Below are 24,743 nucleotides of genomic sequence, written 5' to 3'. Positions count from 1 at the left end.
CCACGCTAGCGCGGTGGCCGGCGGTGGCCGGCGGTGGCCGGCGGTGGCCGGCGGTGGCCGGGAGCGGGCCGTGGGGTGACGAGGCCTCAGTGGACGGTCTCGTCGGCCCGTCCGAACGGGTCACCCGGGACCTCTTCCGGCGGGCCGTGCGGCCCGTCCTCGTCCAGCGGGGCGGCCGTGCGCGAGGGGCGCCCGGCCGACACGACGACCCGCTGGACCCGGTCCCTGGTGCGCCAGTTGACCCGCCGTACGTCCCGGGCCAGGGCGCCGGGGCGCCAGACCTGGATCACGGCGGTCACGGTGCCCAGCACGATGCCGGCGGCCAGCCAGCCGGCCAGGACGTCGCTGGGCCAGTGCACCCCGAGCGCGATCCGGGTCCAGCCGATGGTCAGCACGGTGGCCGCCGCCACCAGGCAGGCGGCGGTGCGGCCGCGCCGGCGGACCCGGTACCAGAGCAGGCCGACCAGGACGGCGCAGGTGATCGCCGAGGCCATGGCGTGTCCGGAGGGGAAGGCCGGGCCGTCGGCGTGCGAGACCGGATCGGTGAAGGAGGGGCGGCCGCGGTCGAAGGCCTGCTTCAGCGCCCACTGGGCGCCCCAGCCGACCAGGGCCTGGGCGGCCACCCAGCCGGCCAGCACCCGTGCGCCGATCAACCAGAGCCACCCGGCGGCGATTCCGAGCAGCGTCCGCATCGTGACGGTGCCGCCGATGTCCGAGAGCGTCTGCACGGAGGCGGTCCACACCCGGTGTTCCCGGGCGTAGGTGTGCAGTTCGCCGATCCACTCCTGGTCGAAGCGGACCAGCGGGTGCCACTGGCCGGTCACCGGAGCGGCCAGCAGGCCGAACAGCGCGGCACAGCCCAGCGCGAGCGCGGTGTCCCGAAGGAGACTGCGGTTACGCGCAGTGAGGCGGTTCGTGCTGTTGGTCAGGTGCATGACTGACACCTTCCCAGTGTCCCGTGCCGGGCAAGAGCCGGAGTGATAGCGATTCGGCATCGTTTGTGAGGAGGACCTGCGTGTGCCGGGGTGCGTGCGGCGGCGGAACGCGGGGAACGCGGGGAACGCCGGCGGCCGTTCGCGGGTTCAACAAGTGGGCGGCGGCAGCGTGTGGGTCGAGTGAAGACATCGCTCCCGGAACGGTCGGCCGATGGCACGGGACGCGCCCGACCGGTCACTCAGCGTTCGAGGCCGGGGTGAAAACCGGCAGGATACTGCATCGCCGGGAAGAATCTGAGTGACTTGGGAATGTTGTCCGGATTCTGTTCGTTGGATCGTTACGTGTGTGCCTCCAGGGGCTCGCACTTCTTGCCCTCACGAGGCAGGCAGGCAGACCTCGGCAATACCAGCAAAGGGAGCAAGCATGGCCACCCGTGCCGTCGTTCGCGACAGGGCCGACCGGAGTCGCGCGGCCCGCCCGACCAACCTTGAGGCCGACCGCGACCTGGTCGGCATGTACCTCGACGAGATCGCCAGGACACCCCTGCTCGATGCCGCCGAGGAGGTCGAGCTCTCGCTGCGGATCGAGGCCGGCGTGTACGCCCAGCACCTGATGGACGAGGGCGGACTCCCCGACGGCGTCACGCGCGAGGAGCTGGAGACGATAGCCGCCGACGCCGAGCGCGCCAAGGACGTCTTCATCCGGTCCAACCTCCGGCTCGTGGTCGCCGTCGCCCGTCGCTACCCGCGCAGCGGTTTGCCGCTGCTGGACCTCATTCAGGAGGGCAACGCGGGCCTGGTGCGCGCCGTCGAGAAGTTCGACTACGCCAAGGGCTTCAAGTTCTCCACGTACGCGACGTGGTGGATCCGGCAGGCGATCACCCGGTCCATCGCCGACCAGTCCCGCACCATCCGGCTGCCCGTGCACCTGGTGGAGGAGCTCGGGCGGATCCGGCGGGTGCAGCGGGAGAAGTCCAAGGAGCTGGGCCGTGAGGCGGAGCCGGCCGAGATCGCGGCCGAGCTGGACACCACCGAGGCCCGGATCAAGGACGTGCTGGACTGGGCGCGCGACCCGGTCAGCCTCAACATGTCGGTCGACGACGAGGGCGAGACCCAGTTCGGTGACCTCGTCGAGGACACCGGGGCCACGTCCCCCGAGGACGCCGTGATGGTCATGCTCCGCCGCGAGGAACTGGACGACCTGATCGGGCGGTTGGACGACCGCACCGCCTCGATCATCCGCTCCCGCTACGGGATGGAGGACGGCCGCGAGCGCACCCTCACCGAGGTGGGCAAGCAGCACGGCCTCACCCGCGAGCGGATCCGCCAGATCGAGAAGCACGCGCTGGCCGAGCTGAAGAAGATCGCCGACCACGCGGGCTTCGAAGCCGCCTGACAGGCCACCCGACAGGCTGCCCGGCAGTTCCACCTGGCAGGCCGCCCGACAGCCCGCCCGACGCTCCTGGCAGGTCGCCCGACGGACCGGCCGGGCCGATGGGCCGAGCCCTCACCCGGGCCCTGGCGCGGAGCGTTCCGCACCGGGGCCCGAGGCGTGCCGCAGGGCTCTTAGGCTGGAGGGGAGGGACGAGTGGACGGAGTGGACGGCGTGAGCGAGCAGGGGCAGGAAAAGGGCCAGGAGCAGGCCCGGGCGCAGGAGCCCCGGGAGGCTGCGGCCGCCAAGGCCCGGCTGGTCTTCCGGGACCCGTTGGACCAGCAGTCCAGCGACGACACCGATGCGGGCTGGGGTGCCCGCCCCGGGGCGGGGGAGGGTGGTGGACGGGGGCTGGACTGGTACCTGAGCCAGCGCCCGCCGCACCACGGGGGCTGAGGAACGGGGACCGGGCGCCGACCGGCACCCGTCGGTCAGCGCAGCGGCGCGACCAGCGCGTCGCGGATCTCGGTCAGCAGGGTGACCTCCTTGGCTTCGAGGTCCGCCGTCTTCTCGGCGAGGGTCTTGCGGTGGGCCGCCAGCTTGTTCATGGGCACGATCAGTACGAAGTAGACGACCGCCGCGGTGATCAGGAACTGGAGCGCGGCGCTGAGCACCGATCCCCACAGGATGAGGATTCCGGACGTGACCTCGCCGGTCGGGCTCACCTCGCAGGGCCCCTTGAGGCAGGAACTGTAGGACGCGAGGTCCTTCGTCCCGAAGACGCCGACGAGTGGATTGATCACGCCCTTGACGAAGGCGTTGACGATGTTGGTGAAAGCCGCGCCGATGACCACGGCCACGGCGAGGTCGATGACATTTCCACGCAGCAGGAATTCCTTGAAGCCCTTCATGCCGCCTCGAACGACGAAGTCGCCCCCCGGTTACGGGTGATCTTCCGCAGCCCCGGATTGACAACCCGTCCGGCCCAGCGCGCCCCCCTGGGGCGGCGGCAGACCGGCCCGCGCGGGCCCCAGCGCCAGCGCCGCCGCCACCGCGAGCAGCACCAGGACGGGCACCCCGGCCCGCCGTCGCACCGCACTGCGCCAGCGGTGCCACCCGCCGCACCCGCGCCGGATCGGCGGGAAGCCCGGCAGCTCCTGCCGGGGCGGTACGGCGGGCGCGGGCAGCGGGAGGGGCAGGGGCAGGGAGAAGTTCGCGGTCGTCATCGACGCACCTCCGGAGTGTCGGCGGCCCGGCCCCTCGCGGACCGGATGCCCACACGATGAGCGTTTCCGGCGAACTCGGACAGCACTTTCCCCAGGCCTGTGGAAAACCGGGCCCTGTGGACAACTTCGTTCACCCGCACGAGTTGCCCCGGCCCGTCCGGGATGACGGAAAGCCCACGGGGCCACAGCGGGGGAAGAACGGGGAAGGAGAGGAAAGAGGGGAAGGCGAGGGAGGCCGACGGCCGGAGCCGGCGGAAACGCGGAAAGGCCCGCCGTCCCCGCGTGGAAGCGGGGCCGACGGGCCTCTCCGAGGTCTGCGGGCCGTCCCGGGCCGATGGCCCGGCGCCGAGGTCAGCTCGCGGCCGGAGCCGGGCTGGACGACGACGAGGAGCCGGAGCTCGACGACGAGGACGAAGCCGAGGAGGACGTGGACGTGGCGGACGACGTCGAGGGGGTCGACGACGAACCGGCGCCCACCGTGCTGCTGGAGGACGAGCGGCTGTCGGTCCGGTAGAAGCCGGAGCCCTTGAACACGACGCCCACGGCCGAGAAGACCTTGCGGAGTCGTCCCTGGCAGTCGGGGCACGTGGTCAGCGCCTCGTCGGTGAACTTCTGCACCGCCTCCAGGCCGTTGCCGCACTCGGTGCACTGGTACTGGTACGTGGGCACTTGTCTTCCTCCTGGCACTCTCGCCTGATGAGTGCTAACGATGGTCAATGATGCGGCATTCCGCGGGATCAGTCCAGCGACTCCGGTGTGAGATGGGCCGGGCCCGGCCGCCGGACCGCCTCCCGCTCAGCCCTTGGCCGCGCCCACCAGCCGCCCGGCAGCGCCGTGCTCCGCCGGGACGTCGCCCGAACCCCGGGCCGGAGCGGTGCCCGCGACGGCCGCCCCGTGTCCCGGTGCCACCAGCAGGTGCCGCAGCGAGAGCAGCACGATCAGCCCCAGTCCGGCCCCGGCCACCGGCACCAGGAACCCGGTCGAGGGCCCGTGCCCGTCGATCAGCCGGCCCGCCGCCATCGAGCCGACGGCCAGCCCCAGCCCGATGGCGCCGGTCAGCCAGGTGAAGGCCTCCGTCTTGGCCCCGTCCGCGACCAGCGTCTCGACCAGGGTGTAGCCGCTGATCAGGGTCGGCGCGATGGCCAGTCCGCAGACCAGCCCGGCGGCGGTCAGCGCGACCAGGTTGGGCATCGCCCACAGCACCGAGCAGCCCAGCACCAGCAGCGCGTAGCTGATCAGCATCCGCTGCTGCACCGGCCGCCGCCAGGCGATCACGCCGTACAGCACGCCGGCCAGCATCGAGCCGCCGGCGAAGATCCCGTACACGGTGCCGCCGGCGTCGTGCTGTCCGACCGAGTCGGCGAAGGCGTTCACCGACACCTGCATGCCGCCGAACACCGCGCCGACCCCGAGGAAGGTCCCTGCCAGCAGGCGGACGCCGGGGGAGGCGAGCGCCGAGGCGCGCTTGGTGCCGGGCTGCGGCACGATCCGGGCCGGGGCGGTGCGCCGCTGGGCGGCGAAGGCCAGGCCGCCGACGAGGGTCAGCGCGGCCTCGGCGACCAGGGCGGTGGCCGGGTTGGCGAGGGCGGCGATGCCGGAGGCCAGGATCGGGCCGATCACGAAGGTGAACTCGTCCGTCACGGACTCGAAGGCGAAGGCGGTGCTCACCCGGGCCGCGGAGGCGTCGGAGGCGCCGTTCGCGGTGAACGTGGCCACCCAGCGGGCCCGGACCATCGCGCCGACCTGCGGAACGCTCGCACCGGCCGGGACGGCGGCCAGGAACAGGCTCCAGGCGGGCGCGTGGCCGAGCGCGAGCGCGATCAGCGCGCCGACCGAGGCCGCGTGCACCAGGACGGTCGGGACGAGCACCGCGGCCTGGCCGTAGCGGTCCGCGAGCCGCCCGGTCTGCGGCCCGACCAGGGCCTGGGCGACGGCGGCGACCGCGGTGACCGTACCGGCGGTGCCGTACGAGCCGTGGGTCCGGGTGACGAGCAGCAGGATGCCCATGCTGAGCATCGCGTACGGCAGCCGCGCGACCAGGGCGGGGGACAGGAACGTCCAGGCCCCGGGCGTGCGCAGCAGCTCGCCGTACCCGACGCGGGCGGGGGCCGGAGCTGCGGGGGTGGCCGCGTGGTCCGCGGCGGTGTCGACCGTTCGGCGCGCCGTCACGGTCGGTCCTTCCTGCTGCCTGGTAGCGCGGCAGGGCATGGTGTGGCCCCGACGGCGCCGAGAGTCGTCCTCTCGCGCGTCGACCGGGGTAGATACCGGGCCGGTCCGGCGTGGTGGCCGGGAGCCGGACCGCGGCCGCCGAGCGGTCGCGCCAACTCTGCGTCAGGCAGATATTGGGGGTGGTCTAGCGGTGGTTATACGGATGATCGAACCATCGTATCAGTTACGCGCGTAGATACCCTGGGCCGACCCCGGCTCCTCCGGCCCGCCCCAGCCGTGACGGGCCGGAGGAGCCGGACGAGCCGGAGCGGCCGTGGCGAGCAGGAGCAGCCGGTTCGAGCAGTGAAGGGGGCCGAGTCGGCCCGGCCCCCGCGCTCACCGCCCGTTCAGCCACCCCGCGAGCTTGCCGCCCTTGTCCACGGCCCGCAGCCGCCGCTCCGCCGCCTCGCCGACCTCGTCCGTGGTGACCACCAGCAGCTCGTCCCCGCCGCGCAGCACCGTCGCCTTGTCCGGCACGAAGGAGTTCCCCTCCCGCACGACCAGGGTGACCGCGGCCCCCTTGGGCAGCCGCAGCTCGCTGATCTCCACGCCCGACATCTTCGAGCTGGGGGAGAGCGCGACCGACAGCAGGTGCCCGTGCAGCTTCTCCAGCGGGGCGGACTCGATGCCCAGGTCCTGGCCCATGTCGCCCTCGTCGATCCGCAGCCGCTTGGCCACCCACGGCAGGGTCGGCCCCTGGAGGAGGGTGAAGACGACGACGAGGATGAAGACGATGTTGAAGACGTCCTCGGCCCGGTGCGCGCCGGACACCACCGGGATGGTGGCCAGCACGATGGGCACCGCCCCGCGCAGTCCGGCCCAGCTGAGCAGTGCCTGCTCGCGGGCCGGCACCTTGAACGGGGTGAGCGAGACCATCACCGACAGCGGCCGGGCCAGGAACACCAGCACTCCGCCGATCACCAGCGCGGGCACCACCGCGTCGCCCATGGTCTCGGGCGTGACGAGCAGTCCGAGCAGCACGAACATGCCGATCTGCCCGATCCACGCCAGTCCGTCGGCGAAGCCCCGGACGGCGGGGCCGTGCGGCAGCTTGGAGTTCCCGAGTATCACCGCGCTGATGTAGACGGCGAGGAAGCCGGAGCCGTGCAGCAGCGCGCCGCCGGCGTACGCGAGCACGGTGAGCGCCATCACGGCGATCGGGTAGAGGCCCGAGGAGGGCAGTGCGACGTGCTTGAGCCCGTAGGCGCCTATCTTTCCGACGGCGAGGCCCACCGCGGCGCCGATCGCCAGTTCGGCGGCGATCGTGCCGATCAGGACGTACCAGGTGTCCAGTTCCCCGGTGGTGGCGAAGGCGACGACCAGGATGACCACGGGCGCGTCGTTGAAGCCGGACTCGGCCTCCAGCAGGCCGGTGAGCCGGTGCGGCAGCGGGACCATCCGCAGGACGGAGAAGACGGCGGCCGCGTCGGTCGAGGAGACGATGGCGCCCAGCAGCAGTGAGGTGCGCCAGTCCAGGCCGACCAGCCAGTGCGCGCCGGCGGCGGTGGCGAAGACGCTGATGCCGACGCCGACGGTGGCGAGCACGGTCGCGGCCGGCATGACCGGCTTGATCTCCCGCCAGCTGGTCTTGAGGCCGCCCTCGGCGAGGATCACCACGAGTGCCGCGTAGCCGAGCACCTGGGTGAGCTCGGCGTTGTTGAACGTGACGCCGATCCCGTTCTGTCCCAGCGCCACGCCGATCCCGAGATAGATCAGCAGGCTCGGCAGCCCTGATCGGGTGGAGAGGCGGACGGCGCCCACCGCGAACAGCAGGATCACGGAGGACTCGAGCAGGAGCTGGTTCAGGTGGGAGACGTTCACGCAGGGGCACCTCGGGCAGGCATGGGCGGGCGGGGTGTCTGGTGGTGCTGTGGGGTGACCCGTTAAGAAGTCGTCAATGCTCCTCTTGCGGATCGTTACGCAGTCTAACATTTTGCCATATCTTTAGCTTGGTCCCCCGTTCACGGTGCCCGGCCGACTCGGCCTAATGTGGTGCCCTGTCACGGCCGCAGGCCCTGGACACGCCCGCCCGCCCCGAAGTCAGGACCGCAAGGACCCAGATGCCCCGCTCGAAGAAGTTCCGGCGCGCCCGTCTGATCGTGATCGTGCTGGTCGTGCTGCTGGTGGCCGGCACCGGCTACGGCGGCTACCGCGGGGTCTCCGCGGTCCGCGCCTCCTTCCCGGAGGTCGACGGCAGCGTCAAGGTGCCGGGCCTGAGCGCGCCCGTCGACGTCAAGCGGGACGCCAACGGCATCCCGCAGCTGTACGCCGACACCGACGAGGACCTTTTCCGCGCCCAGGGCTACGTCCAGGCGCAGGACCGCTTCTGGGAGATGGACGTCCGCCGGCACATCACGGCCGGCCGGCTCTCCGAGATGTTCGGCGACGGCCAGGTCGACACCGACGCGTTCATCCGCACCATGGGCTGGCGGCAGGTGGCGCAGAAGGAGTTCGACACCAAGCTGTCGCCGGAGACCAAGAAGCACCTCCAGGCCTACTCGGACGGCGTGAACGCCTGGCTCGCCGAGCACCCCGGCGGCTCGAAGGCCTCGCTGGAGTACGGCCTGCTCGGCGTCGTCAACAGCGGCTACCAGCCCGAGCAGTGGTCCCCGGTCGACTCGGTGGCCTGGCTCAAGGCGATGGCCTGGAACCTCTCGGGGAACCTCCAGGAGGAGATCGACCGCTCGCTGCTGGCCCAGGACTTCGGCCCCGACAAGATCGCCGAGCTGTACCCGGACTATCCGTACGCCCGCAACGGCACCATCGTGAAGACCGGCGCCGTGACCGGCGACAACTACCGCCCCGCCGACGGCTCCCCGCAGTCCGGGACGGCCGCCGGAACGGCCGCCACCGCCCAGGGCGCGGCGGCCACCAAGGCGATGCTGCAGGGCCTGACCGACCAGGTCGACTCGATGCCGCAGCTGCTCGGCCGCCCCGGCCAGGGCATCGGCTCCAACTCCTGGGTGGTCGCGGGCTCGCACACCACCACCGGCAAGCCGCTGCTGGCCAACGACCCGCACCTCGGCCCCGGCCTGCCCTCGGTCTGGTACCAGATGGGCCTGCACTGCCGGACCGCCTCCCCGGCCTGCCAGTTCGACGTCTCCGGCTTCACCTTCGCGGGCATGCCCGGCGTGATCATCGGACACAACAAGGACATCGCCTGGGGCTTCACCAACCTCGGCGCCGACGTCACCGACCTCTACCTGGAGAAGGTCACCGGCCCGGAGACCTACCAGGTGGACGGCAAGGACGTGAAGTTCGACCTCCGCAAGGAGACCATCAAGGTCGCCGGCGGGGAGGACCGCACCATCACCGTCCGCACCACCCAGACCGGCGCCCCGCTGATCTCCGACCAGAGCAGCGAGCAGCAGAACGTCGGCAAGTACGCCCCCAACGGCCAGTCCGCCCCGGACCGCGGCACCAGCGGCTACGGCGTCGCCCTGCAGTGGACGGCGCTCAGCCCCGGCAAGACCATGGACGCCGTCTTCGAACTGGACAAGGCGAAGAACTGGGACGAGTTCCGCGCCGCCGCCAAGGACTTCACCGTCCCCGCGCAGAACCTGATCTACGCCGACGCCAAGAACATCGGCTACCAGGCCCCGGGCAGCATCCCGGTCCGCGGCAAGGGCGACGGCACCCTCCCCTCGCCGGGCTGGGACTCCGCGTACCAGTGGAAGGACCCGATCCCCTTCACCGCGCTGCCCTGGAGCCTCAACCCCTCGGCCGGCTACATCGTCACCGCCAACCAGGCCGTGGTGGACCCGAGCTACAAGTACAACCTGACCAAGGACTGGGAGTACGGCACCCGCGCCAAGGAGATCACCGACCAGATCGAGGGCCTGCTCAAGAACAACGGCAAGATCTCGCCGGACGACATGCAGACCCTCCAGCTGGACAACACCAGCGTGATGGCCAAGACGCTCGTCCCGCTGCTGCTCAAGCAGCCGGTCAGCGACCCGTACGTGCGCGAGGCCCAGGACCTGCTGAAGGACTGGAACTTCCACCAGGACGCCGACTCGGCCGCCGCCGCCTACTACAACGGCGTCTGGCGCCAGCTGCTGATCCTGGCCTTCGGCCAGAAGTTCCCGGCCGACCTGCGGGCCAAGGACAACTGCCTGCTGGTCCGCCAGCAGGACGACCCGACCAAGCCGGACAGCTCCACCAAGATCGTCACCGAGTGCGGCACCCGCGAGCCGGGCAAGGCCCAGCCGGACGGCGGCGACCGCTGGACCGAGGTGGTCCGCCAGCAGCTGGAGAAGCCCGACAGCTCGTGGTGGACGTACATCGACGACCAGCACAAGGAGCAGAAGGGCCTGAACAACCTGCTCCAGGAGGCGATGAAGAACGCCCGCCAGGAGCTGACCTCGCTGCTCAGCAAGGACGTCTCCACCTGGAGCTGGGGCCGCCTGCACAAGCTGGAGCTGCGTGAGCAGACTCTCGGCACCGACAACTCCTCGATCGCCTCCGGCGCGGTGCACAAGCTGCTCAACCGCGGCCCGTACCGGCTCTCCGGCGGCTCGGCGGCGGTCGACGCGGCCGGCTGGAACGCGGCGGCCGGCTACCAGGTGGACTGGATCCCGTCGATGCGCATGGTGGTCGACCTGAACGACCTCGACTCCTCGCGCTGGATCAACGTCGGCGGCGCCTCCGGCCACGCCTTCCACGACAACTACAACGACCAGACCGACCTCTGGCTCAAGGGCAAGCTGCTGACCTGGTCCTACTCGCCGGACGCGGTCGAGAAGGCCACCAAGCACAAGCTGGTGCTCACCACCGGCTGACGCCCGTACGGCCCGGCCACCGGAGGCCCCGTTCCCCCCGAGGGAGCGGGGCCTCCGCCGTTCTCACCCCAGCCTGCGCACCCCCGAGGGCAGCACCGCCAGGTCCACCGGCCGGTCGTGCGGCTCGGCCGGCACCCGCTCCAGCAGCTCGTGCTCGTACAGCAGCACCGCCAGCACCGGCCGCGCGCCCGCCCGCGCCAGCCGGGCCAGCACCCGGTCGTAGCTGCCGCCGCCCCGGCCCAGCCGCAGCCCGGAGCGGTCCACCGCCAGGCCCGGCAGCAGCACCACCGCGGCCCCGGTCACCGCCTGCGGCCCGAGCCGCGGGCCGACCGGCTCCAGCAGCCCGCGTCCGGCCGGGGCCAGCGCGTCGGGCCCCGCGTACTCGGCCCAGTCCAGGTCGTTGTCCGCCAGCAGCACCGGCAGCAGCACCCGCACCCCGCGCGCCCGCAGCGCGTCCAGCAGCGGCCGCGTCCCGGGTTCGGCGCCCACCGAGACGTAGGCGGCCACCGTGGCGCCCGCGGCGGCCAGCTCCCCGGCGTGCGCGGCCAGCGCGCCGGCGGCCGCCGCGCGCTCCTCGGCGGCCAGTTCGCGCCGTTGCGTCAACAGCCGTGTCCTGAGGTCGCTCTTCTCGTTGGGCATCCGATCCTCGTTCATCCGATCCTCCTGGCCTGCGCACCGTCGACGCGCAGAGCCTGACACGCGAAAGGGCACCCCCCATTGACCACCCCGCTGCTGGTCCAGGCCCTGGCCGCACTGAGCGTCCCCGCACTGGCCGGCGCCACCGCCCTCGGACTGCGCGGACGGCGGGAGCGGGCCGGGGCCGCCGCCGGGGCCCAGCGGCTGCGCGGGCGGATCGCCGAACTGGAGGAGCGCTGCGCCGAGCTGGAACGCACCGCCTCCTGCGACCCGCTCACCGGTGTGTGGAACTACCGCCACCTCCAGCTCACCCTGGACCGGGAGATCGAACGGGCCCGCCGCGCCGAGCACACCGAGCAGGCCGACGGCCCGCGCCCGCTCGCCGTGCTGATGCTGGCCATCACCGGCTTCGACGCGGTCGTCGCCGAGCACGGCCGGGCCCGGGCGGGCGCCGTGCTGCGCGACCTCGCCCAGCGGCTCGCGATGGAGATCCGCCGGGCCGACACCCTCGGCCGCTACGGCGGCGAGGAGTTCCTGGTGGTGCTGCCGGACACCGGGGCCGAGGGCGCCGCGCAGGTCGCCGAGCGGCTGGTCTGGTCGGTCCGCCGGCACCTGCTGCTGGACTGGTCCTCCGGCCCGCGCGAGTCCCGCCCCGCCGCCGGCAACGGCCTGACCGCCGCCGCCGGCATCGCCGTGCTGCCCGAGGACGGCACCCACGCGGCCGTCCTGCTGCGCGCCGCCGACGCGGCGCTCGCCGCGGCCCGGGCGGCCGGCGGCGACTGCTGGCGGCTCTCGTCCCGGCAGCCCGGGGAATCCGGCCGCCCGGGAACCGATGGCCCCCGAACCGACCGCTCCGAGCAGGCCGGTTGCCCGTCCGATCACGGACCGGATGCCGAGCGTGACCGTTCGGGAAAGGCGGGTAGTCTGTCGGCCTGTGTCGGCCGGGACCCCCTCGCCCAGCCGGTCGCGACCCATACGCCAGCCACTGTGGCCGGGCCCCGCGACGTGCTGTCCTAGCCGCCGCCGGTGATCGGCCGGGGCGAAAACGTGCCTGAGTAAGGTAAACGCATGACGACGACCAACTCCCGAGTTCCGGTAACCAAGGCCGTGGTACCCGCGGCCGGACTGGGCACCCGCTTCCTCCCGGCGACCAAGGCCACCCCGAAGGAGATGCTCCCGGTCGTCGACAAGCCGGCGATCCAGTACGTCGTGGAGGAGGCCTCCGCCGCGGGCCTGTCCGACATACTGATGGTCACCGGCCGCAACAAGCGCGCCCTGGAGGACCACTTCGACCGCGCCTACGAGCTGGAGGAGCTGCTGGTCCGCAAGGGCGACGAGCAGCGGCTGGCCCGGGTCCGCGAGTCCGTCGAGCTGGCCAACATGCACTACGTCCGCCAGGGCGACCCGAAGGGCCTCGGCCACGCCGTCTCGGTCGCCGAGCAGCACGTCGCCGGCCAGCCCTTCGCCGTCCTGCTCGGCGACGACCTGATCGACCCGCGCGACCCGCTGCTCTCCCGGATGATCGAGGTGCAGCAGCAGCTCGGCGGCTCGGTCGTCGCCCTGATGGAGGTCGACCCCTCCCAGATCCACCTCTACGGCTGCGCCGCCGTCAAGGCGAACGGCTTCGGCGAGGACGTCTTCCAGGTGACCGACCTGGTGGAGAAGCCGGAGCCCGGCGAGGCCCCGTCCGCCTACGCCGTGATCGGCCGCTACGTCCTCGACCCGCTGGTCTTCGACGTGCTGCGGGAGACCCCGCCCGGCCGCGGCGGCGAGATCCAGCTGACCGACGCCCTGCGCGAGCTGACCAACCGCGAGGCCGCGGACGGCGGCCAGGTGCACGGCGTGCTCTTCAAGGGCCGTCGCTACGACACCGGCGACCGCGCCGACTACCTGCGCGCTATCGTCCGTCTGGCCGCCGAACGCGAGGACCTGGGCCCGGAGTTCCGCTCCTGGCTGCGGGAGTTCGTCGGCTCCGAGATGCAGGCCTGACGCAGGACCGACCACGACAGAGAGCGAGCCGCCGATGACCGGGTCCACCGAGCCCAGCACCACGCCCAGCGCCTGCTGCGACGCCGGAGCGGACCCGGCCCCGGCGGCCCCCCGCCTCTGGACGGTGGACGAGCACCTCGCCGACGTGCTGGCCGCGGTCGGCCCGCTGCCCGCGATCGAGCTCCAGCTGCTCGAGGCCCAGGGCTGCCGGCTCGACGAGGACGTGATCGCCGACGGCGACCTGCCGCCCTTCGACAACAGCTCGATGGACGGTTACGCGGTCCGCACCGCCGACACCGAGGGCGCCACCGACACCTACCCGTCGGTGCTCTCGGTGGTCGGCGACATCGCGGCCGGCGCCGGCGAACTGCCCAGGGTCGGCCCCGGCCAGGCCGCCCGGATCATGACCGGAGCCCCGCTGCCGCCCGGCGCCCGGGCCGTCGCCCCGGTCGAATGGACCGACGGCGGCACCGGCACCGGGGTGGCCGCCGCCGCGATGACCGCGCCGGTCCCGGACGAGGAGGTCCGGGTCCTGCGCCCGGTCGCCGAGGGCGCGCACATCCGCCGCCGCGGCAGCGACGTCACGGCCGGCACCCGGGTGCTGGAGGCCGGCACCCGGCTCGGTCCCGCCCAACTCGGCCTGCTCGCCGCGATCGGCCGGCCCACCGTGAAGGTCCGCCCGCGGCCCCGGGTCGTGGTGCTGTCCACCGGCAGCGAGCTGGTCCAGCCCGGCGAGCCGGTCGGCCCCGGGCAGATCGCCGACTCCAACAGCTTCACCCTCACCGCGGCCGCCCAGGAGGCCGGCGCCATCGCCTACCGGGTCGGCGCCGTCCCGGACGAGGCCGATCGGCTGCGCGCCGTCCTGGAGGACCAGCTCGGCCGGGCCGACCTGATCGTCACCAGCGGCGGGGTCAGCGTCGGCGCGTACGACGTGGTCAAGGAGGTCTTCGAGTCCTACGGGGGCGTCGACTTCCGGCGCCTGCGGATGCAGCCCGGCAAGCCGCAGGGCTTCGGCCGGATCGGCGGCGCGGCCGGGGTGCCGCTGCTCGCCCTGCCCGGCAACCCGGTGAGCGCCTACATCTCCTTCGAGCTCTTCGTCCGTCCGGTCATCCGCACCATGCTCGGTGCCGCGCAGGTGCACCGCCCGGTCGTCCGCGCGCTCTGCCCGGCGGCGCTGCGCTCCCCGGCCGGCCGCCGGCAGTTCCTGCGCGGCCGCTACTCGTCGGCGGACGGCACGGTGGAGCCGGTGGGCGGCGCCGGGTCGCACCTGGTCGGCGCGCTGGCCCGGGCGAACTGCCTGATCACCGTTCCCGAGGACACCACCGCGCTGCCGGCCGGCAGTGAGGTGGACGTGGTGTTGCTGGACTCCTGATCGGCTCCCCGGACCGGGGAACGGTACGGTAGCGCGGTATTCGACCTGCGCGCCCCTGGAGTTCCCCGTGACGACACCTCCCCCCGGCGACCGCCTCACCCACGTCGACGACCAGGGCGCCGCCCGGATGGTCGACGTCTCCGAGAAGGCCACCACCGCGCGCACCGCGGTGGCGGCCGGCCGGGTGCGGGTCTCCCCGCAGGTGGTCGAGCTGCTGCGCGGCGAGGGCGTGCCCAAGGGCGACGCCCTCGCGGTGGCCCGGATCGCCGGGATCATGGGCGCCAAGAAGACCCCGGACCTGATCCCGCTCTGCCACCCGATCGCGGTCTCCGGCGTCAAGGTCGACCTCGCCGTCGCGGACGACGCGGTCGAGATCACCGCCACCGTGCGGACCGCCGACCGCACCGGCGTCGAGATGGAGGCGCTGACCGCCGTCGCGGTGGCCGGGCTGACCGTCGTCGACATGGTCAAGGCGGTGGACAAGGGTGCCACGATCGAGTCCGTCCGGGTGCTGAGCAAGACGGGCGGCAAGAGCGGCGACTGGTTCGCGCCGGAGGTGGAGGCGTGACGGCGCCGGCCGGCGCGGTGCCCGCCGGGAGGGCGCTGGCCGTCACGGTGTCCAACCGGGCCTCGGCCGGGGTCTACGCGGACCGGGGCGGCCCGCTGCTGGTGGCCGGCCTGACCGCGATGGGCTTCACCGCCGACGGCCCCCGGGTCGTCCCGGACGGCGAGCCGGTGGAGGCCGTGCTGCGCGAGGCCGTCGCGGCCGGTTACGACGTGGTGCTGACCACCGGCGGCACCGGCATCTCGCCGATGGACCTCACCCCCGAGATGACCGCCCGGGTGATCGACCGGGTGGTCCCCGGCATCGCCGAGGCCATCCGTGCGTACGGCCGGGAGAAGGTGCCCACCTCGGCGCTCTCCCGCGGGCTCGCCGGGCTCGCCGGACGTACCCTGATCGTCAACCTGCCGGGCTCGACCGGCGGCGTCAAGGACGGCCTGGCCGTCCTGGAGCCGTTGCTCGCCCACGCCGTCGACCAGCTCGGCGGCGGGGACCACCCCCGGCCCGACGTCCCAGCGACCGGGAGAACCCACTGAACGCCGGCTGGCCGGTAGAACTCCACGAGGGGGACGTCGTGCTGCGCCCCATCCGGGCGCGCGACCAGCGCGAGTGGCAGGAGGTGAGCCGCCGCAACCGGGACTGGCTGCGCCGCTGGGAGGCCACCGTGCCGCCCGGCCCGGCGGGTCGGGCGAGCGGCCCCCGGCCGACGTACCGGCAGATGGTCCGCTTCCTGCGCGGCGAGGCCTCGGCCGGCCGGATGCTGCCCTTCGTCGTGCTCCACAAGGGCCACCTGGTCGGCCAGTTGACCGTCGGCGGGATCACCTGGGGCTCGATGTGCTCGGCGAACATCGGGTACTGGGTGGACGAGGACGTGGCCGGCCGCGGCATCATCCCGACCGCCGTGGCGCTTTCGGTGAACCACTGCTTCCGCACGCTCGGGCTGCACCGGATCGAGGTCTGCATCCGCCCGGAGAACGGCCCGAGCCGGCGCGTGGTGGAAAAGCTCGGCTTCCGCTCGGAGGGAATCCGGCCGCGCTATCTCCACATCGACGGCGACTGGCGCGACCACCTCGTCTACGCGCTGACCGACGAGGAGGTCCCGGAGGGGATGCTGGAGCGCTGGCGGGCGCTCAGTTCCGGGCGCGAGCGCAGTAATTGAATACATGTTCGAAAGAAATATCGATATGGCATCGAAGGGGCACCGGACCCCCACAAATAGCGGCAAAATAGTCGGAGAATCAGCTTGATCACACGACACGCCGCGCCAAATTGCTGCCAGGCCTTCCCCGGCGCCCGTACGGTGTGAATCGTGAGCAGTAGCGGCCTTATCTACGCCGTCATCGTAGGGGCCTGGGCCGCCTATCTGGTGCCGATGTGGCTCCGCAGGCAGGACGAACTCAACGAGGCGCGCCCGACGGAACGCTTCAGCACCGCCATCCGCCTGCTGGCCGGGCGTTCGGGGCTGGAGCGGCGGGCGGCCCGTGCCCTGGGCGACGAACCACGTGACGGCGAACAGAGCGACGACGGTCCTCCCGAACGGGACGGGACCTCCTCCGGCGACCCCGCGCGGGAGCCCGAACCCCCGGCGCGGCACCCGGCCGAACGGCCGGTCCCCGAGCCGCGGGCCGGCACCGAACGCCGGGCGCGGCTGCTGGCCCGCCGGCGCCGGATGGTCACCGCCCTCTTCTTCTCCTTCGCGCTCGGCGCGGTGGTCGCCGCGGTGGCCGGACTGGCCTTCCTCTGGGTCCCGGCGGTCCCGGCGGTCCTCCTCACCGTGTACATCGGCCACCTGCGCAAGCTGGAGCGCCAGCGGTACGAGGTGAAGCTCGACCGGGTCCGGGCCGCCCAGGCGGCCGAGCGGCTGCGCAAGCGCGAGCAGCAGCGCGCCGAGGCCGCGGCGCCCGGCGCCGCCCCGGCCGAGGCCCCCGCCGCCGCGGAGCCCGCCCCGGCCGCCCCCGCCGGAGGGCGGGCCGCGCGCCGACCGCACCTGCGGCTGGCGGCCGACCCGGAACAGGCCACCGTCTCGGTGTCCTCCGCCTCCGCGGTGGCCGAGGCGACCGAGCACGAGGAGTGGGTCGACGGCATGCGCGAGCGCGGAGCGGCCGGCCCGGACTCCTGGGAACCGGTGCCCGTCCCGCTGCCCACCTACGTGACCGCCCCGGTCGCCCCCCGGGTCTCCCGCGGCCTCGACCTGTCGGCCCCCGGCACCTGGACCGCCGGGCGCCCCGCCGAGTCCCGCAAGACCCCGCTGTTCGACCAGTACGCCGAGCCGCACGCCCCCGAGTCGCGCCCGCGCGCGGCCAACGAATAGCCCGGGCCACCCCCCGACCGGCACCGCGACCCGGGGGGTGGTCACGGACCCCCTCCGAAAGGTGCTAGAGTTTCTTCTCGTTGGGGCTGTGGCGCAGTCCGGTAGCGCACCTCGTTCGCATCGAGGGGGTCAGGGGTTCGAATCCCCTCAGCTCCACCCAACGGACCGGCTCAGGCCGGTCGACGAAATCCCGCCGGGAGGCAACTCCCGGCGGGATTTCGCGTTTTGGGCTCCGGGTTCGGGGCCGCCGCCGCCCGGGGTCCGCTGTGGGGGAGATCACATCACCCTTCCGGGCCCGTTTCTGACGCGGTTTGGGGCTCAGAGGGGTCGGTTATGGTGGGTGGGCCCAGACGCTGACGAGGGAACGATCTGGTCTATCTCAACGGGGTGCCATCGCGGTGCGCGAGTTCGGTCTGAAACGGTGGGTGCGGCGGTCGGGTCCGGAGAATCCCGGAGGCGCAGCGGAAACCGGAAGACCGAATTCCTGGACCCTCCCGGCGGTCTGCGTGGCGGCGGTGTCGCTGGCGGTGTTCGCCTGGTTCCGGCACGGCCACGGGGCCACCATGGTCGACATGCTGGTCTACCGGGCCGAGGGCCAGGCCGTCGTCCGCGGCGAGGACCTCTACGCGATGCGGCTGCCCGGCTGGGACCTGCCGGCCACCTACCCGCCGTTCGCGGCGATGCTCTTCGTGCCGAGCACCTGGTTCGACGTGAGCACCCTGCGCGTCCTGGTGATGCTCCTCAACTACGCGCTGCTCGCCGCGGCCGTGCACCTGTCGCTCAAGCTGGCCGGCTGGCCGAAGCAGCACCGGGCGGCCGTGGTGATCCTGGCGACCGGCCTGGGCATCTGGCTGGAGCCGGTCTTCACCACCTTCCAGTACGGACAGGTCAACCTCGGCATCCTCTGCCTGGTCCTGTGGGACCTGACCCGCCCGGACAGCCACCGCCTCAAGGGCGTGGGCATCGGCCTGGCCACCGCCATCAAGATCACCCCGGGCCTGTTCGCCGTCTACCTGTTCCTGACCGGCCGGGTCCGGGCCGCCCTGGTCTCGGCCGGCACCTTCCTGGCGGCGGGCCTGATCGGCTGGGCCGTGCTGCCCGACGCCTCGTACGGGTTCTGGACCACCTACCTCTGGGACCCGAGCCGGGTCGGCGTGACCGTTCTGGTGGACAACCAGTCGCTGCGCGGCGCCGTCTGCCGGCTGCTGGACGTCAACGACCCGGGCCTGGTCGGGCTGATCGCCTCGGCGCTGGTCGCGACCTTCGGGCTCGGCGTGGCGGTGCTCGCCGGGCGCTCCGCGCGGGTGCTGCGCCGGGCCGACGCCTGGGGCGCGGTCTGCGCCGCGCTCACCGCGCTGCTGGTCTCGCCGATCAGCTGGACCCACCACTGGGTCTGGTGCATCCCGCTCCTCGCCCTGCTGGCGGTGGAGGCCAGGACCACGGCCCGGAGGGTGCTGTTCGGCCTGACCCTGCTGGTCTTCCTCTCGCACGTGATGTGGACGGTGCCGCACCGCTGGGGCCGCGGGGTCGCCTGGTACTGGCAGCTGCCCGGCGCGATCTACCCGCCGATCGCCATCGCCGTCCTGATCGTCCTGGGCGTGCGCCTGTACCGCGCCCGGCGGCAGGCCGTGGACGCCGCCGGCGGAGGGGTCCGGGCCCTGCTGGGCGCCAGGCTGGACCGCGATCCCGCACTGACGAACCGGACCTGACGGCCGGACCCACGGACCCAGACCGGACGGATCGGACCCGACGTGACCACCCAGACCGCACCCCCGCCGCCGGCCGCCGCCGTGCCCGCCGCCCGCCGGCTGGCCGAGGCCGTCCTGCTCGGCCCGGCCCGGCCCACCCTGCTGCTCACCGCGCTCTGCTTCGCGGTGACCTGCGCCATCGGCCTGCAGGGCTGGACGTCCGTGTCGCTCGGTGGCTTCGACCTCGGCATCTTCGACCAGGGCGTGCGCGGCTACGCCCACTTCGGGCTGCCCGTCTCGACGCTGAAGAGCTTCCACCACGAGTTCCCGCCCGGCTTCTCGCTGCTCGGCGACCACTTCTCGCCGGTGCTGGCACTGCTCGCCCCGCTGTACTGGATCTGGGACGACCCGCGCTCGCTGATCATCGGGCAGTCGCTGCTGTTCGCGGCCGGGGTGCCGCTGATCCGGCGGATCGCCGGGTACGCCTTCGCCGCCGCCGAGCCGCGCACCGCCCGCCGGGCCGCCGACCTGGCCGGCCTCGCCTACGGCCTCGGCTGGCCGCTGCTGGTCGCCGCCCGGGTGGGCTTCCACGAGGTCGCCTTCGCGGTGCCGCTGACCCTGCTGATGCTGGAGCGCGGGCTGGCCCGCCGGTACGGCACGGTGGTGCTCGCCGCCGTCCTGCTGTGCTGCACCAAGGAGGACCTCGGCCTGATGGTCGGGGCGTACGGGCTGGTGCTGCTGCTGCGCACCCGCCGTACGGAGGACCGGGCGGGCCGCTTCACCGGCCTGGGGCTGCTGCTGGGCGGGCCGGTCGCCTCGGCCGTCGCCATCACCTGGCTGATCCCGGCGATGGGCGGGCAGCCGGGCTACTACTGGAACTACGGCTCGCTCGGCACGGACGGCGGGGACGCGCTGCGCAACCTGCTGCACGACCCGTTCCTGCTGGTGCAGGCCGCCTTCGACCAGCCGCTCAAGCCGCTGCTGCTGCTGTGGCTGTTCGGCACCACGCTGCTGCTGCCGCTGCGCTCGGCCACCGTGCTGTGCGCGCTGCCGCTGCTGGCCGAGCGGATCCTGTCCAGCAACCCCAACCACTGGTCGATCGCCCGGCACTACGACTCGCTGCTGTGGCCGATCCTGCTCACCGCCGCGATCGAGGTGCTGGGCCGGCTGAGCGCCGCCGGGCGGCCGGAGCGGAGCGTGCGGCGGGCCCGCCGGCTCGGCCTCGGCGCGGCCGGGATCGCGCTGGTCGCCGCGCTGCCGATCGGGCTGCTGCCGCTGGCCGTACCGTCCTCCTGGGCGCCGAAGACGAGCGAGGCGGCGCTGGTGCGGGCGGCCGCGCTGATCCCGGACGGGGCGTCCGTCGAGGCGGACAACCAGATCGCGCCGCGGCTGACCGCCCGGGCGGACGTGGTGCTGGTCGACGGCACGCCGCGCGGGCGCGAGTACGTGCTCACCCGGGGCGACAAGCGGTCCTTCCCGTTCAAGACGGACAAGGAGCAGGCCGAGCGGATCCGGCTGCTGCTGGCGCACGGCTACCGGCAGCTGTGGGCCGAGGACGGGGTGGTGCTGCTGCACCGGGAGGGCGACGAGCCGATCCCCGGCGAGCACGTGCCGGGGCCGGGCAGCGAGCCGGTCCAGGACGAGGTCCCGTCCGACGTGGGGCACAACCTCTTCCGCGGCTGACAGCCGCCACCCGCACACGCCGCGGGGCCGGCCGGAACGATGTCCGGCCGGCCCCGCGGGGGTGCCTCAGGGGCGGTCGGAGCCGTTGTAGCTGCCGCTGTGGTGGGAGCCCTGGGCCGGGACCGCGCCGTAGTGGCCGGGCCGGTGGCCGCGCGGGTGCCGGGTCAGCTTGTAGCCGAGGACGCCGGCCAGCGCGGCCAGGAAGCCGCCGGCGATCGTCCAGTACCAGCGGCTGTTCCAGCCGGAGAACCAGCCGGTGTACCAGTGCTCCTCCTGGGCGACCGGGGCGGCCGCCTTGGCCGTGCTCGCGCCGCCGCCGACCGGCGGGACCAGCGGGGCCTTCAGCTCGCCGCCCTCCGGCTGGGCGTTGTCGGCGTCGCCCTTGGCGGCGACGTGCAGCTGGACCGAGGAGGCCAGGCCGAGGTCCGGCTGCGGGACATCGCTGACCGACAGCCGCACGTAGTAGGTGCCGGGCAGCGGGTCGCCGGACCACGGCTCGGCCCAGGTGCGGACCTCGCGCAGGGTGCAGTTCAGCGCCAGGGTGGCGGTGCTCTGCTCGGCGGTGGCGTTCTGGGTGCCGGCGGTGCACGACTGGCGCCGGCGCAGCCCGTCGAAGACCTCGACGGACCAGGTCTGCGGGCCGTGCCGGTCGGCCGTGGGGGCCAGGTTGACGGTCAGGTCGACCGTCGGGGTCTGGCCCTCGGAGGCGCCGAACGCCCAGTACAGGTAGTCACCGGTGGAGACGGAGACGTTGGCGTCCTGGCCGGGGGAGAGGTTGACCGCGGTCAGGAACGAGGTGCCGGCCTTGGTCGCCGGGGCCGGGGTGCCGTTCGCACTCGCCGAGGGGGACGGCGAGGCGGCCGAGGCCGCCGGGGCGCCCAGGGCGCTCAGGGCCAGGGCGGGCAGCAGGGCGAGGGCGGCGAGGGCGCCGCGAATCGTCGTACGCATGGTCAGTTCTCCCGCCAGACGGCGATCCGCCAGCGCGCGATCCAGCCGAAGACCAGACCGAAGGCCAGGCCGGCCAGGGTGAGGGTGAGCAGCAGGATCCAGCCGCGGCCGAGGCCCATCGCGGCGCCCTCCGGGGCGGGCGAGGCGGAGGCCAGGTCGACGGTCAGCTCCAGCGGCATGCCGGGGTCGGCCAGGACGCCGCTCTGCGGGGCCAGCGAGTTGCTGACGACCAGGCAGACGGTGGTCTCCGGCTTCTCCTTGGAGCCCTTCGAGGCGGTGGGGCTCGCGGTGACGTAGCCCTTGGAGTCGTCGGTGGACCAGCGCAGGCCGGTGGAGACCACGTCGGTGCGGCCGCTGCCGGCATCGGTGCCGCGGACCAGCTCCTGGCCGGCCGCGCTGGTGGCCTGGAGCAGCACCCCGTAGTCCCGGGCGACCGGGCGGTCGAGGGCGACGCTGACCGAGGCGCGCAGTTCCTGGCCGGACTTGACCGGGACCTTGTAGACGCGGTGCTCGGAGAACTTCTCGCGGTCCGTGTAGACGCCCGGGGCGAGCACGGGGGCGCTCTCGCACTTGTCGGTGCCGGCGGTCTTGACCGGGGCCACCGTGTAGGTGTCGTTGGAGCGGTCGACCAGCTGCTTCACCTTGTCGGTGAGCTGCTCCTGGGTGCGGACGTCGGTGTAGGTGCCGCCGGTCGCGTTGGCGATGCAGAGCAGCTGCTGGCGGGTCTTGTCGTCGTGGGCCAGGCCCAGGGTGTCGACCACCAGGTGGATGCCCTGGGAGGCGAGCTCGCGGGCGACGTCGCACGGGTCGGGCGGGGTGCAGGTGTCCTCGCCGTCGGTGATCAGCACCACGCGGCGGGTGGTCTCGCCCTTGCCGAGGTCCTGGGCGGCGCCGCGCAGGGCCAGACCGATCGGGGTCCAGCCGGTGGGCCGCAGGGTGGCGACGGCGGTCTTGGCCTCGACCTTGTTGGTTTTGCCGACCGGGAAGAGCTGCTTGGTGTCCAGGCAGCCCTGGGCCTTGTCGTTGCCGGGGTAGTTCGCGCCCAGGGTGCGGATGCCGAACTCGGTCTCCGCGGGCAGTGCGTCGATCACCTCGTTCAGCGACTGCTGGGCCACCGAGATGCGGCTCTTGCCCTGGATGTCCGTGGCGGTCATGGAGCCGCTGACGTCCAGGACGAGGTCGACCCGGGGGGCCTCCTTGGATGCGGGGGCGGCCCCGGCTGATGGTTCGTCGGCGTGGGCGGGCAGGCCGAGGAGCAGCGAGGCGCCCGTTATCGCCAAGGCCGCCAGCAGGCTGCCGAGCCTGGTCTGTGGTCGTCGTCCGGTAGTCACCCGGCCGATCCTAGGGATCATCAGTTCATCGTGGCGAAACGAGTCCGGATCGTGCCTCAACCAGCTCCGGCGCGAACTCCGGCGCATCGGTGCGCAATTCGCTGACGCCGGGCTTACGCGCCGTGGATAGCCTTCCGTACACATCGGACGGCGGAGGGGGCGCGATGGAGCTGGCGGCGGTCGGCAAGCGGTACGGGCGGCGGGGGCGGTGGATCCTGAGCGGGGTGGACCTGGCGGTCGGGCCGGGGGAGCTGGTGCGGATCGCCGGGCGCAACGGGAGCGGCAAGTCGACGCTGCTGCGGCTGGTCGCCGGGATCGAGCGGCCCAGCACGGGGCGGGTGGTGCGGCCCGGCCCGGCGGCGTACGTGCCCGAGCGCTTCCCGCCGGCGCTGCCCTTCGACGCCTCCTCCTACCTGCTGAGGGTGGGCCGGGTGCACGGGCTGTCGGCGGAGCGGGCGCGGCGGCGGGCGGGGGAGTGGCTGGACCGGTTCGGCGTCGCGGACCGGGTGGGCACGCCGCTGAGCCGGCTGTCGAAGGGCACCTGCCAGAAGGTCGCGGTCGCCCAGGCACTGCTCCCCGAGGCGCGGGTGCTGCTGCTGGACGAGGCCTGGACCGGGCTGGACCCGCAGGCGCGGGCGGTACTGGACGAGGCGGCCGCCGAGCGGGCGGCGGCGGGCGGCACGGTGCTGTTCGTCGACCACGACCCGGCCCGGCTGGCCGGGCTGACCAGCGCCGCCTACGGGGTCGGCACGGACGGCGTGCTGCGGCCCGTCGAGGACGGTCCCCAGGAGCCGCCGCGGGACGGGCCGGTGATGGAGGTCGAGGTGGACGTCCCGGACGGCGCCCCGCTTCCTCCGCTGCTGCCGGGGGCGCCGGAGGTCACCGCGCTGGCCGGGACGGCGGTGCGGCTGGCGGTGCCGGCCGCGCACTCGGACGCGCTGCTGCGCCAGCTGCTGCTGGGCCGCCCGGCCGTCCGGGTGCTGGCGGTGCGGCGGCGCGAGGAGGGGCAGCGGTGACGGCGCGGATCGGGGCGCTGACCCGCTACCACCTGGAGCTGCTGCTGCGCTCGCACGCCTGGCTGCCGCCGTTCCTGGCGTACGCGCTGCTGCTGGTGGTCGGGGTGGCGGCGGGCGATCCGCTGCTGGGCGGCCTCGGCTTCGGCGCGGGGGTGCTGCTGCCGGTGAGCGCCTGGTACGTGCGCAGCGTGCTGAGCGCGGAGCCGCCGGCCTCGCGGGCCTGCCTGGTGGCGGCGGCGGGCCCGGCCCGGGTCCACCTGGGGGCGCTGCTGGCGGCGCTGACGGTGTCGCTGGTGCTGGCGGCCGGCCAGGTGGCGGCGGTCTGGTTCACCAGTGGGCCGGTGACCGACCCGGGGGCGCGGCAGGAGCCGGGGGCCGGGGCGGCGGTGGCGGCCGGCCTCGCGGCCTCGGTGGTCAGCGCGCTGCTGGGGGTGCTGGCCGGGGCGCTGGCGAACCGTCCGGTGCTGCTCCGCCCGCAGTACGGCATCCCGACGGCGCTGGGGCTGGCCACGCTGCTGCTGGTGGTGCCGGTCTCGCCGGCCAACACGGCGGTGCGCGGTCTTGTGTCGGCGGCCCGGACCGGGCGGATCGAGGTGCCATGGGCGAGCCTGTCGGCCGCCGTCGTCCTGCTGGCCGCGGTGGGGGCGGGGGTGGCGGCGCTGGCCGGGCGGCGGCCGGAGTGACG

At 73.5% G+C, this 24,743-nt stretch carries 23 protein-coding genes and 1 tRNA gene; 15 read left to right on the top strand and 9 right to left on the bottom strand.

Annotated elements, in window-relative coordinates; genetic code table 11:
• Positions 1-86: 86 nt before the first annotated feature.
• Positions 87-935: a phosphatase PAP2 family protein gene (locus ACFVUY_RS31795; protein ID WP_387735721.1), complete on the bottom strand. Its 849-nt coding sequence runs from the start codon at positions 933-935 to the stop codon at positions 87-89.
• 424 nt (positions 936-1,359) lie between these two features.
• Here ACFVUY_RS31795 and ACFVUY_RS31790 point away from each other — a divergent pair, with 424 nt between their 5' ends.
• Both ACFVUY_RS31790 and ACFVUY_RS31785 read left to right on the top strand, forming a co-directional pair.
• Positions 1,360-2,331, top strand: a complete 972-nt coding sequence (locus tag ACFVUY_RS31790) for a sigma-70 family RNA polymerase sigma factor (RefSeq protein WP_359899812.1) — start codon at positions 1,360-1,362, stop codon at positions 2,329-2,331.
• Positions 2,332-2,541: 210 nt separating this feature from the next.
• Positions 2,542-2,763: a hypothetical protein gene (locus tag ACFVUY_RS31785; RefSeq protein WP_387692678.1), complete on the top strand. Its 222-nt coding sequence runs from the start codon at positions 2,542-2,544 to the stop codon at positions 2,761-2,763.
• A 35-nt stretch (positions 2,764-2,798) separates the two neighbouring features.
• On the opposite strand, the gene mscL is transcribed toward ACFVUY_RS31785, so the two are convergent.
• From mscL to ACFVUY_RS31760, 5 genes are all read right to left on the bottom strand, one after another.
• The gene (gene mscL, locus ACFVUY_RS31780) at positions 2,799-3,218 is read right to left on the bottom strand and encodes a large conductance mechanosensitive channel protein MscL (protein WP_387692676.1); all 420 of its coding nucleotides are present in this window, start codon (positions 3,216-3,218) and stop codon (positions 2,799-2,801) included.
• Positions 3,219-3,248: 30 nt separating this feature from the next.
• Positions 3,249-3,533, bottom strand: a complete 285-nt coding sequence (locus ACFVUY_RS31775) for a hypothetical protein (RefSeq protein WP_380539245.1) — start codon at positions 3,531-3,533, stop codon at positions 3,249-3,251.
• 351 nt (positions 3,534-3,884) lie between these two features.
• Positions 3,885-4,202, bottom strand: coding sequence for an FmdB family zinc ribbon protein (locus ACFVUY_RS31770; RefSeq protein ID WP_359899804.1), 318 nt, complete (start codon positions 4,200-4,202; stop codon positions 3,885-3,887).
• Positions 4,203-4,328: 126 nt separating this feature from the next.
• A complete protein-coding gene (locus tag ACFVUY_RS31765) occupies positions 4,329-5,702 on the bottom strand; it encodes an MFS transporter (RefSeq protein WP_387735719.1) in 1,374 nt (457 codons plus the stop codon).
• A gap of 375 nt (positions 5,703-6,077) precedes the next feature.
• Complete coding sequence (locus ACFVUY_RS31760) at positions 6,078-7,562, bottom strand: potassium/proton antiporter (RefSeq protein WP_387735716.1); 1,485 nt, start codon at positions 7,560-7,562, stop codon at positions 6,078-6,080.
• A 239-nt stretch (positions 7,563-7,801) separates the two neighbouring features.
• On the opposite strand from ACFVUY_RS31760, the gene ACFVUY_RS31755 reads away from it, so the two are divergent.
• Entirely contained in the window at positions 7,802-10,522 is a 2,721-nt protein-coding gene (locus ACFVUY_RS31755) for a penicillin acylase family protein (RefSeq protein ID WP_387735713.1), read from the top strand.
• 63 nt (positions 10,523-10,585) lie between these two features.
• Here ACFVUY_RS31755 and ACFVUY_RS31750 read toward each other — a convergent pair whose 3' ends face one another.
• A complete protein-coding gene (locus ACFVUY_RS31750; RefSeq protein ID WP_387692668.1) occupies positions 10,586-11,176 on the bottom strand; it encodes a 5-formyltetrahydrofolate cyclo-ligase in 591 nt (196 codons plus the stop codon).
• Positions 11,177-11,239: 63 nt separating this feature from the next.
• Here ACFVUY_RS31750 and ACFVUY_RS31745 point away from each other — a divergent pair, with 63 nt between their 5' ends.
• The 10 genes from ACFVUY_RS31745 (at position 11,240) to ACFVUY_RS31700 (ending at position 20,763) form a co-directional block, all read left to right on the top strand.
• Complete coding sequence (locus ACFVUY_RS31745) at positions 11,240-12,175, top strand: GGDEF domain-containing protein (protein ID WP_387692666.1); 936 nt, start codon at positions 11,240-11,242, stop codon at positions 12,173-12,175.
• Positions 12,176-12,226: 51 nt separating this feature from the next.
• Complete coding sequence (gene galU, locus ACFVUY_RS31740; RefSeq protein ID WP_359899794.1) at positions 12,227-13,147, top strand: UTP--glucose-1-phosphate uridylyltransferase GalU; 921 nt, start codon at positions 12,227-12,229, stop codon at positions 13,145-13,147.
• 34 nt (positions 13,148-13,181) lie between these two features.
• Positions 13,182-14,519, top strand: a complete 1,338-nt coding sequence (glp, locus tag ACFVUY_RS31735; RefSeq protein WP_387735710.1) for a gephyrin-like molybdotransferase Glp — start codon at positions 13,182-13,184, stop codon at positions 14,517-14,519.
• A gap of 127 nt (positions 14,520-14,646) precedes the next feature.
• Positions 14,647-15,087 (top strand): cyclic pyranopterin monophosphate synthase MoaC, encoded by a 441-nt coding sequence (gene moaC, locus ACFVUY_RS31730; protein ID WP_387735772.1) that lies wholly within the window; start codon positions 14,647-14,649, stop codon positions 15,085-15,087.
• Positions 15,084-15,617, top strand: a complete 534-nt coding sequence (locus tag ACFVUY_RS31725) for a molybdenum cofactor biosynthesis protein B (RefSeq protein ID WP_387735707.1) — start codon at positions 15,084-15,086, stop codon at positions 15,615-15,617. Before moaC ends, ACFVUY_RS31725 begins: the two co-directional genes overlap by 4 nt.
• Entirely contained in the window at positions 15,614-16,240 is a 627-nt protein-coding gene (locus tag ACFVUY_RS31720; RefSeq protein ID WP_387735770.1) for a GNAT family N-acetyltransferase, read from the top strand. The genes ACFVUY_RS31725 and ACFVUY_RS31720 overlap by 4 nt, the downstream gene beginning before the upstream one ends.
• A gap of 150 nt (positions 16,241-16,390) precedes the next feature.
• A complete protein-coding gene (locus tag ACFVUY_RS31715; RefSeq protein ID WP_387735704.1) occupies positions 16,391-17,392 on the top strand; it encodes a hypothetical protein in 1,002 nt (333 codons plus the stop codon).
• An 82-nt stretch (positions 17,393-17,474) separates the two neighbouring features.
• Positions 17,475-17,548, top strand: a tRNA-Ala gene (locus ACFVUY_RS31710).
• Between the two features lie 350 nt (positions 17,549-17,898).
• The gene (locus ACFVUY_RS31705) at positions 17,899-19,101 is read left to right on the top strand and encodes a glycosyltransferase 87 family protein (protein WP_387692659.1); all 1,203 of its coding nucleotides are present in this window, start codon (positions 17,899-17,901) and stop codon (positions 19,099-19,101) included.
• A 42-nt stretch (positions 19,102-19,143) separates the two neighbouring features.
• Positions 19,144-20,763 (top strand): DUF2079 domain-containing protein, encoded by a 1,620-nt coding sequence (locus ACFVUY_RS31700; protein ID WP_387735702.1) that lies wholly within the window; start codon positions 19,144-19,146, stop codon positions 20,761-20,763.
• 66 nt (positions 20,764-20,829) lie between these two features.
• Here the strand turns inward: ACFVUY_RS31700 and ACFVUY_RS31695 are convergent, their stop codons facing one another.
• A complete protein-coding gene (locus tag ACFVUY_RS31695) occupies positions 20,830-21,711 on the bottom strand; it encodes a peptidase (protein WP_387735700.1) in 882 nt (293 codons plus the stop codon).
• 2 nt (positions 21,712-21,713) lie between these two features.
• Positions 21,714-23,042, bottom strand: a complete 1,329-nt coding sequence (locus ACFVUY_RS31690) for a VWA domain-containing protein (RefSeq protein WP_387692653.1) — start codon at positions 23,040-23,042, stop codon at positions 21,714-21,716.
• A gap of 164 nt (positions 23,043-23,206) precedes the next feature.
• On the opposite strand from ACFVUY_RS31690, the gene ACFVUY_RS31685 reads away from it, so the two are divergent.
• Both ACFVUY_RS31685 and ACFVUY_RS31680 read left to right on the top strand, forming a co-directional pair.
• On the top strand, positions 23,207-24,058 hold the full coding sequence (locus tag ACFVUY_RS31685; RefSeq protein WP_387735698.1) for an ATP-binding cassette domain-containing protein: 852 nt from the start codon (positions 23,207-23,209) through the stop codon (positions 24,056-24,058).
• Positions 24,055-24,741 carry an ABC transporter gene (locus tag ACFVUY_RS31680; RefSeq protein WP_387735696.1) on the top strand — a complete coding sequence of 229 codons (687 nt, stop codon included), beginning with the start codon at positions 24,055-24,057 and terminating at the stop codon, positions 24,739-24,741. Before ACFVUY_RS31685 ends, ACFVUY_RS31680 begins: the two co-directional genes overlap by 4 nt.
• The last annotated feature ends 2 nt before the right edge of the window (positions 24,742-24,743 follow it).

Source organism: Kitasatospora sp. NPDC058063, assembly GCF_042885395.1.
Taxonomy (GTDB): domain Bacteria; phylum Actinomycetota; class Actinomycetes; order Streptomycetales; family Streptomycetaceae; genus Kitasatospora; species Kitasatospora lactacystinica.
This window is presented reverse-complemented; position numbering and strand designations above follow the sequence as displayed.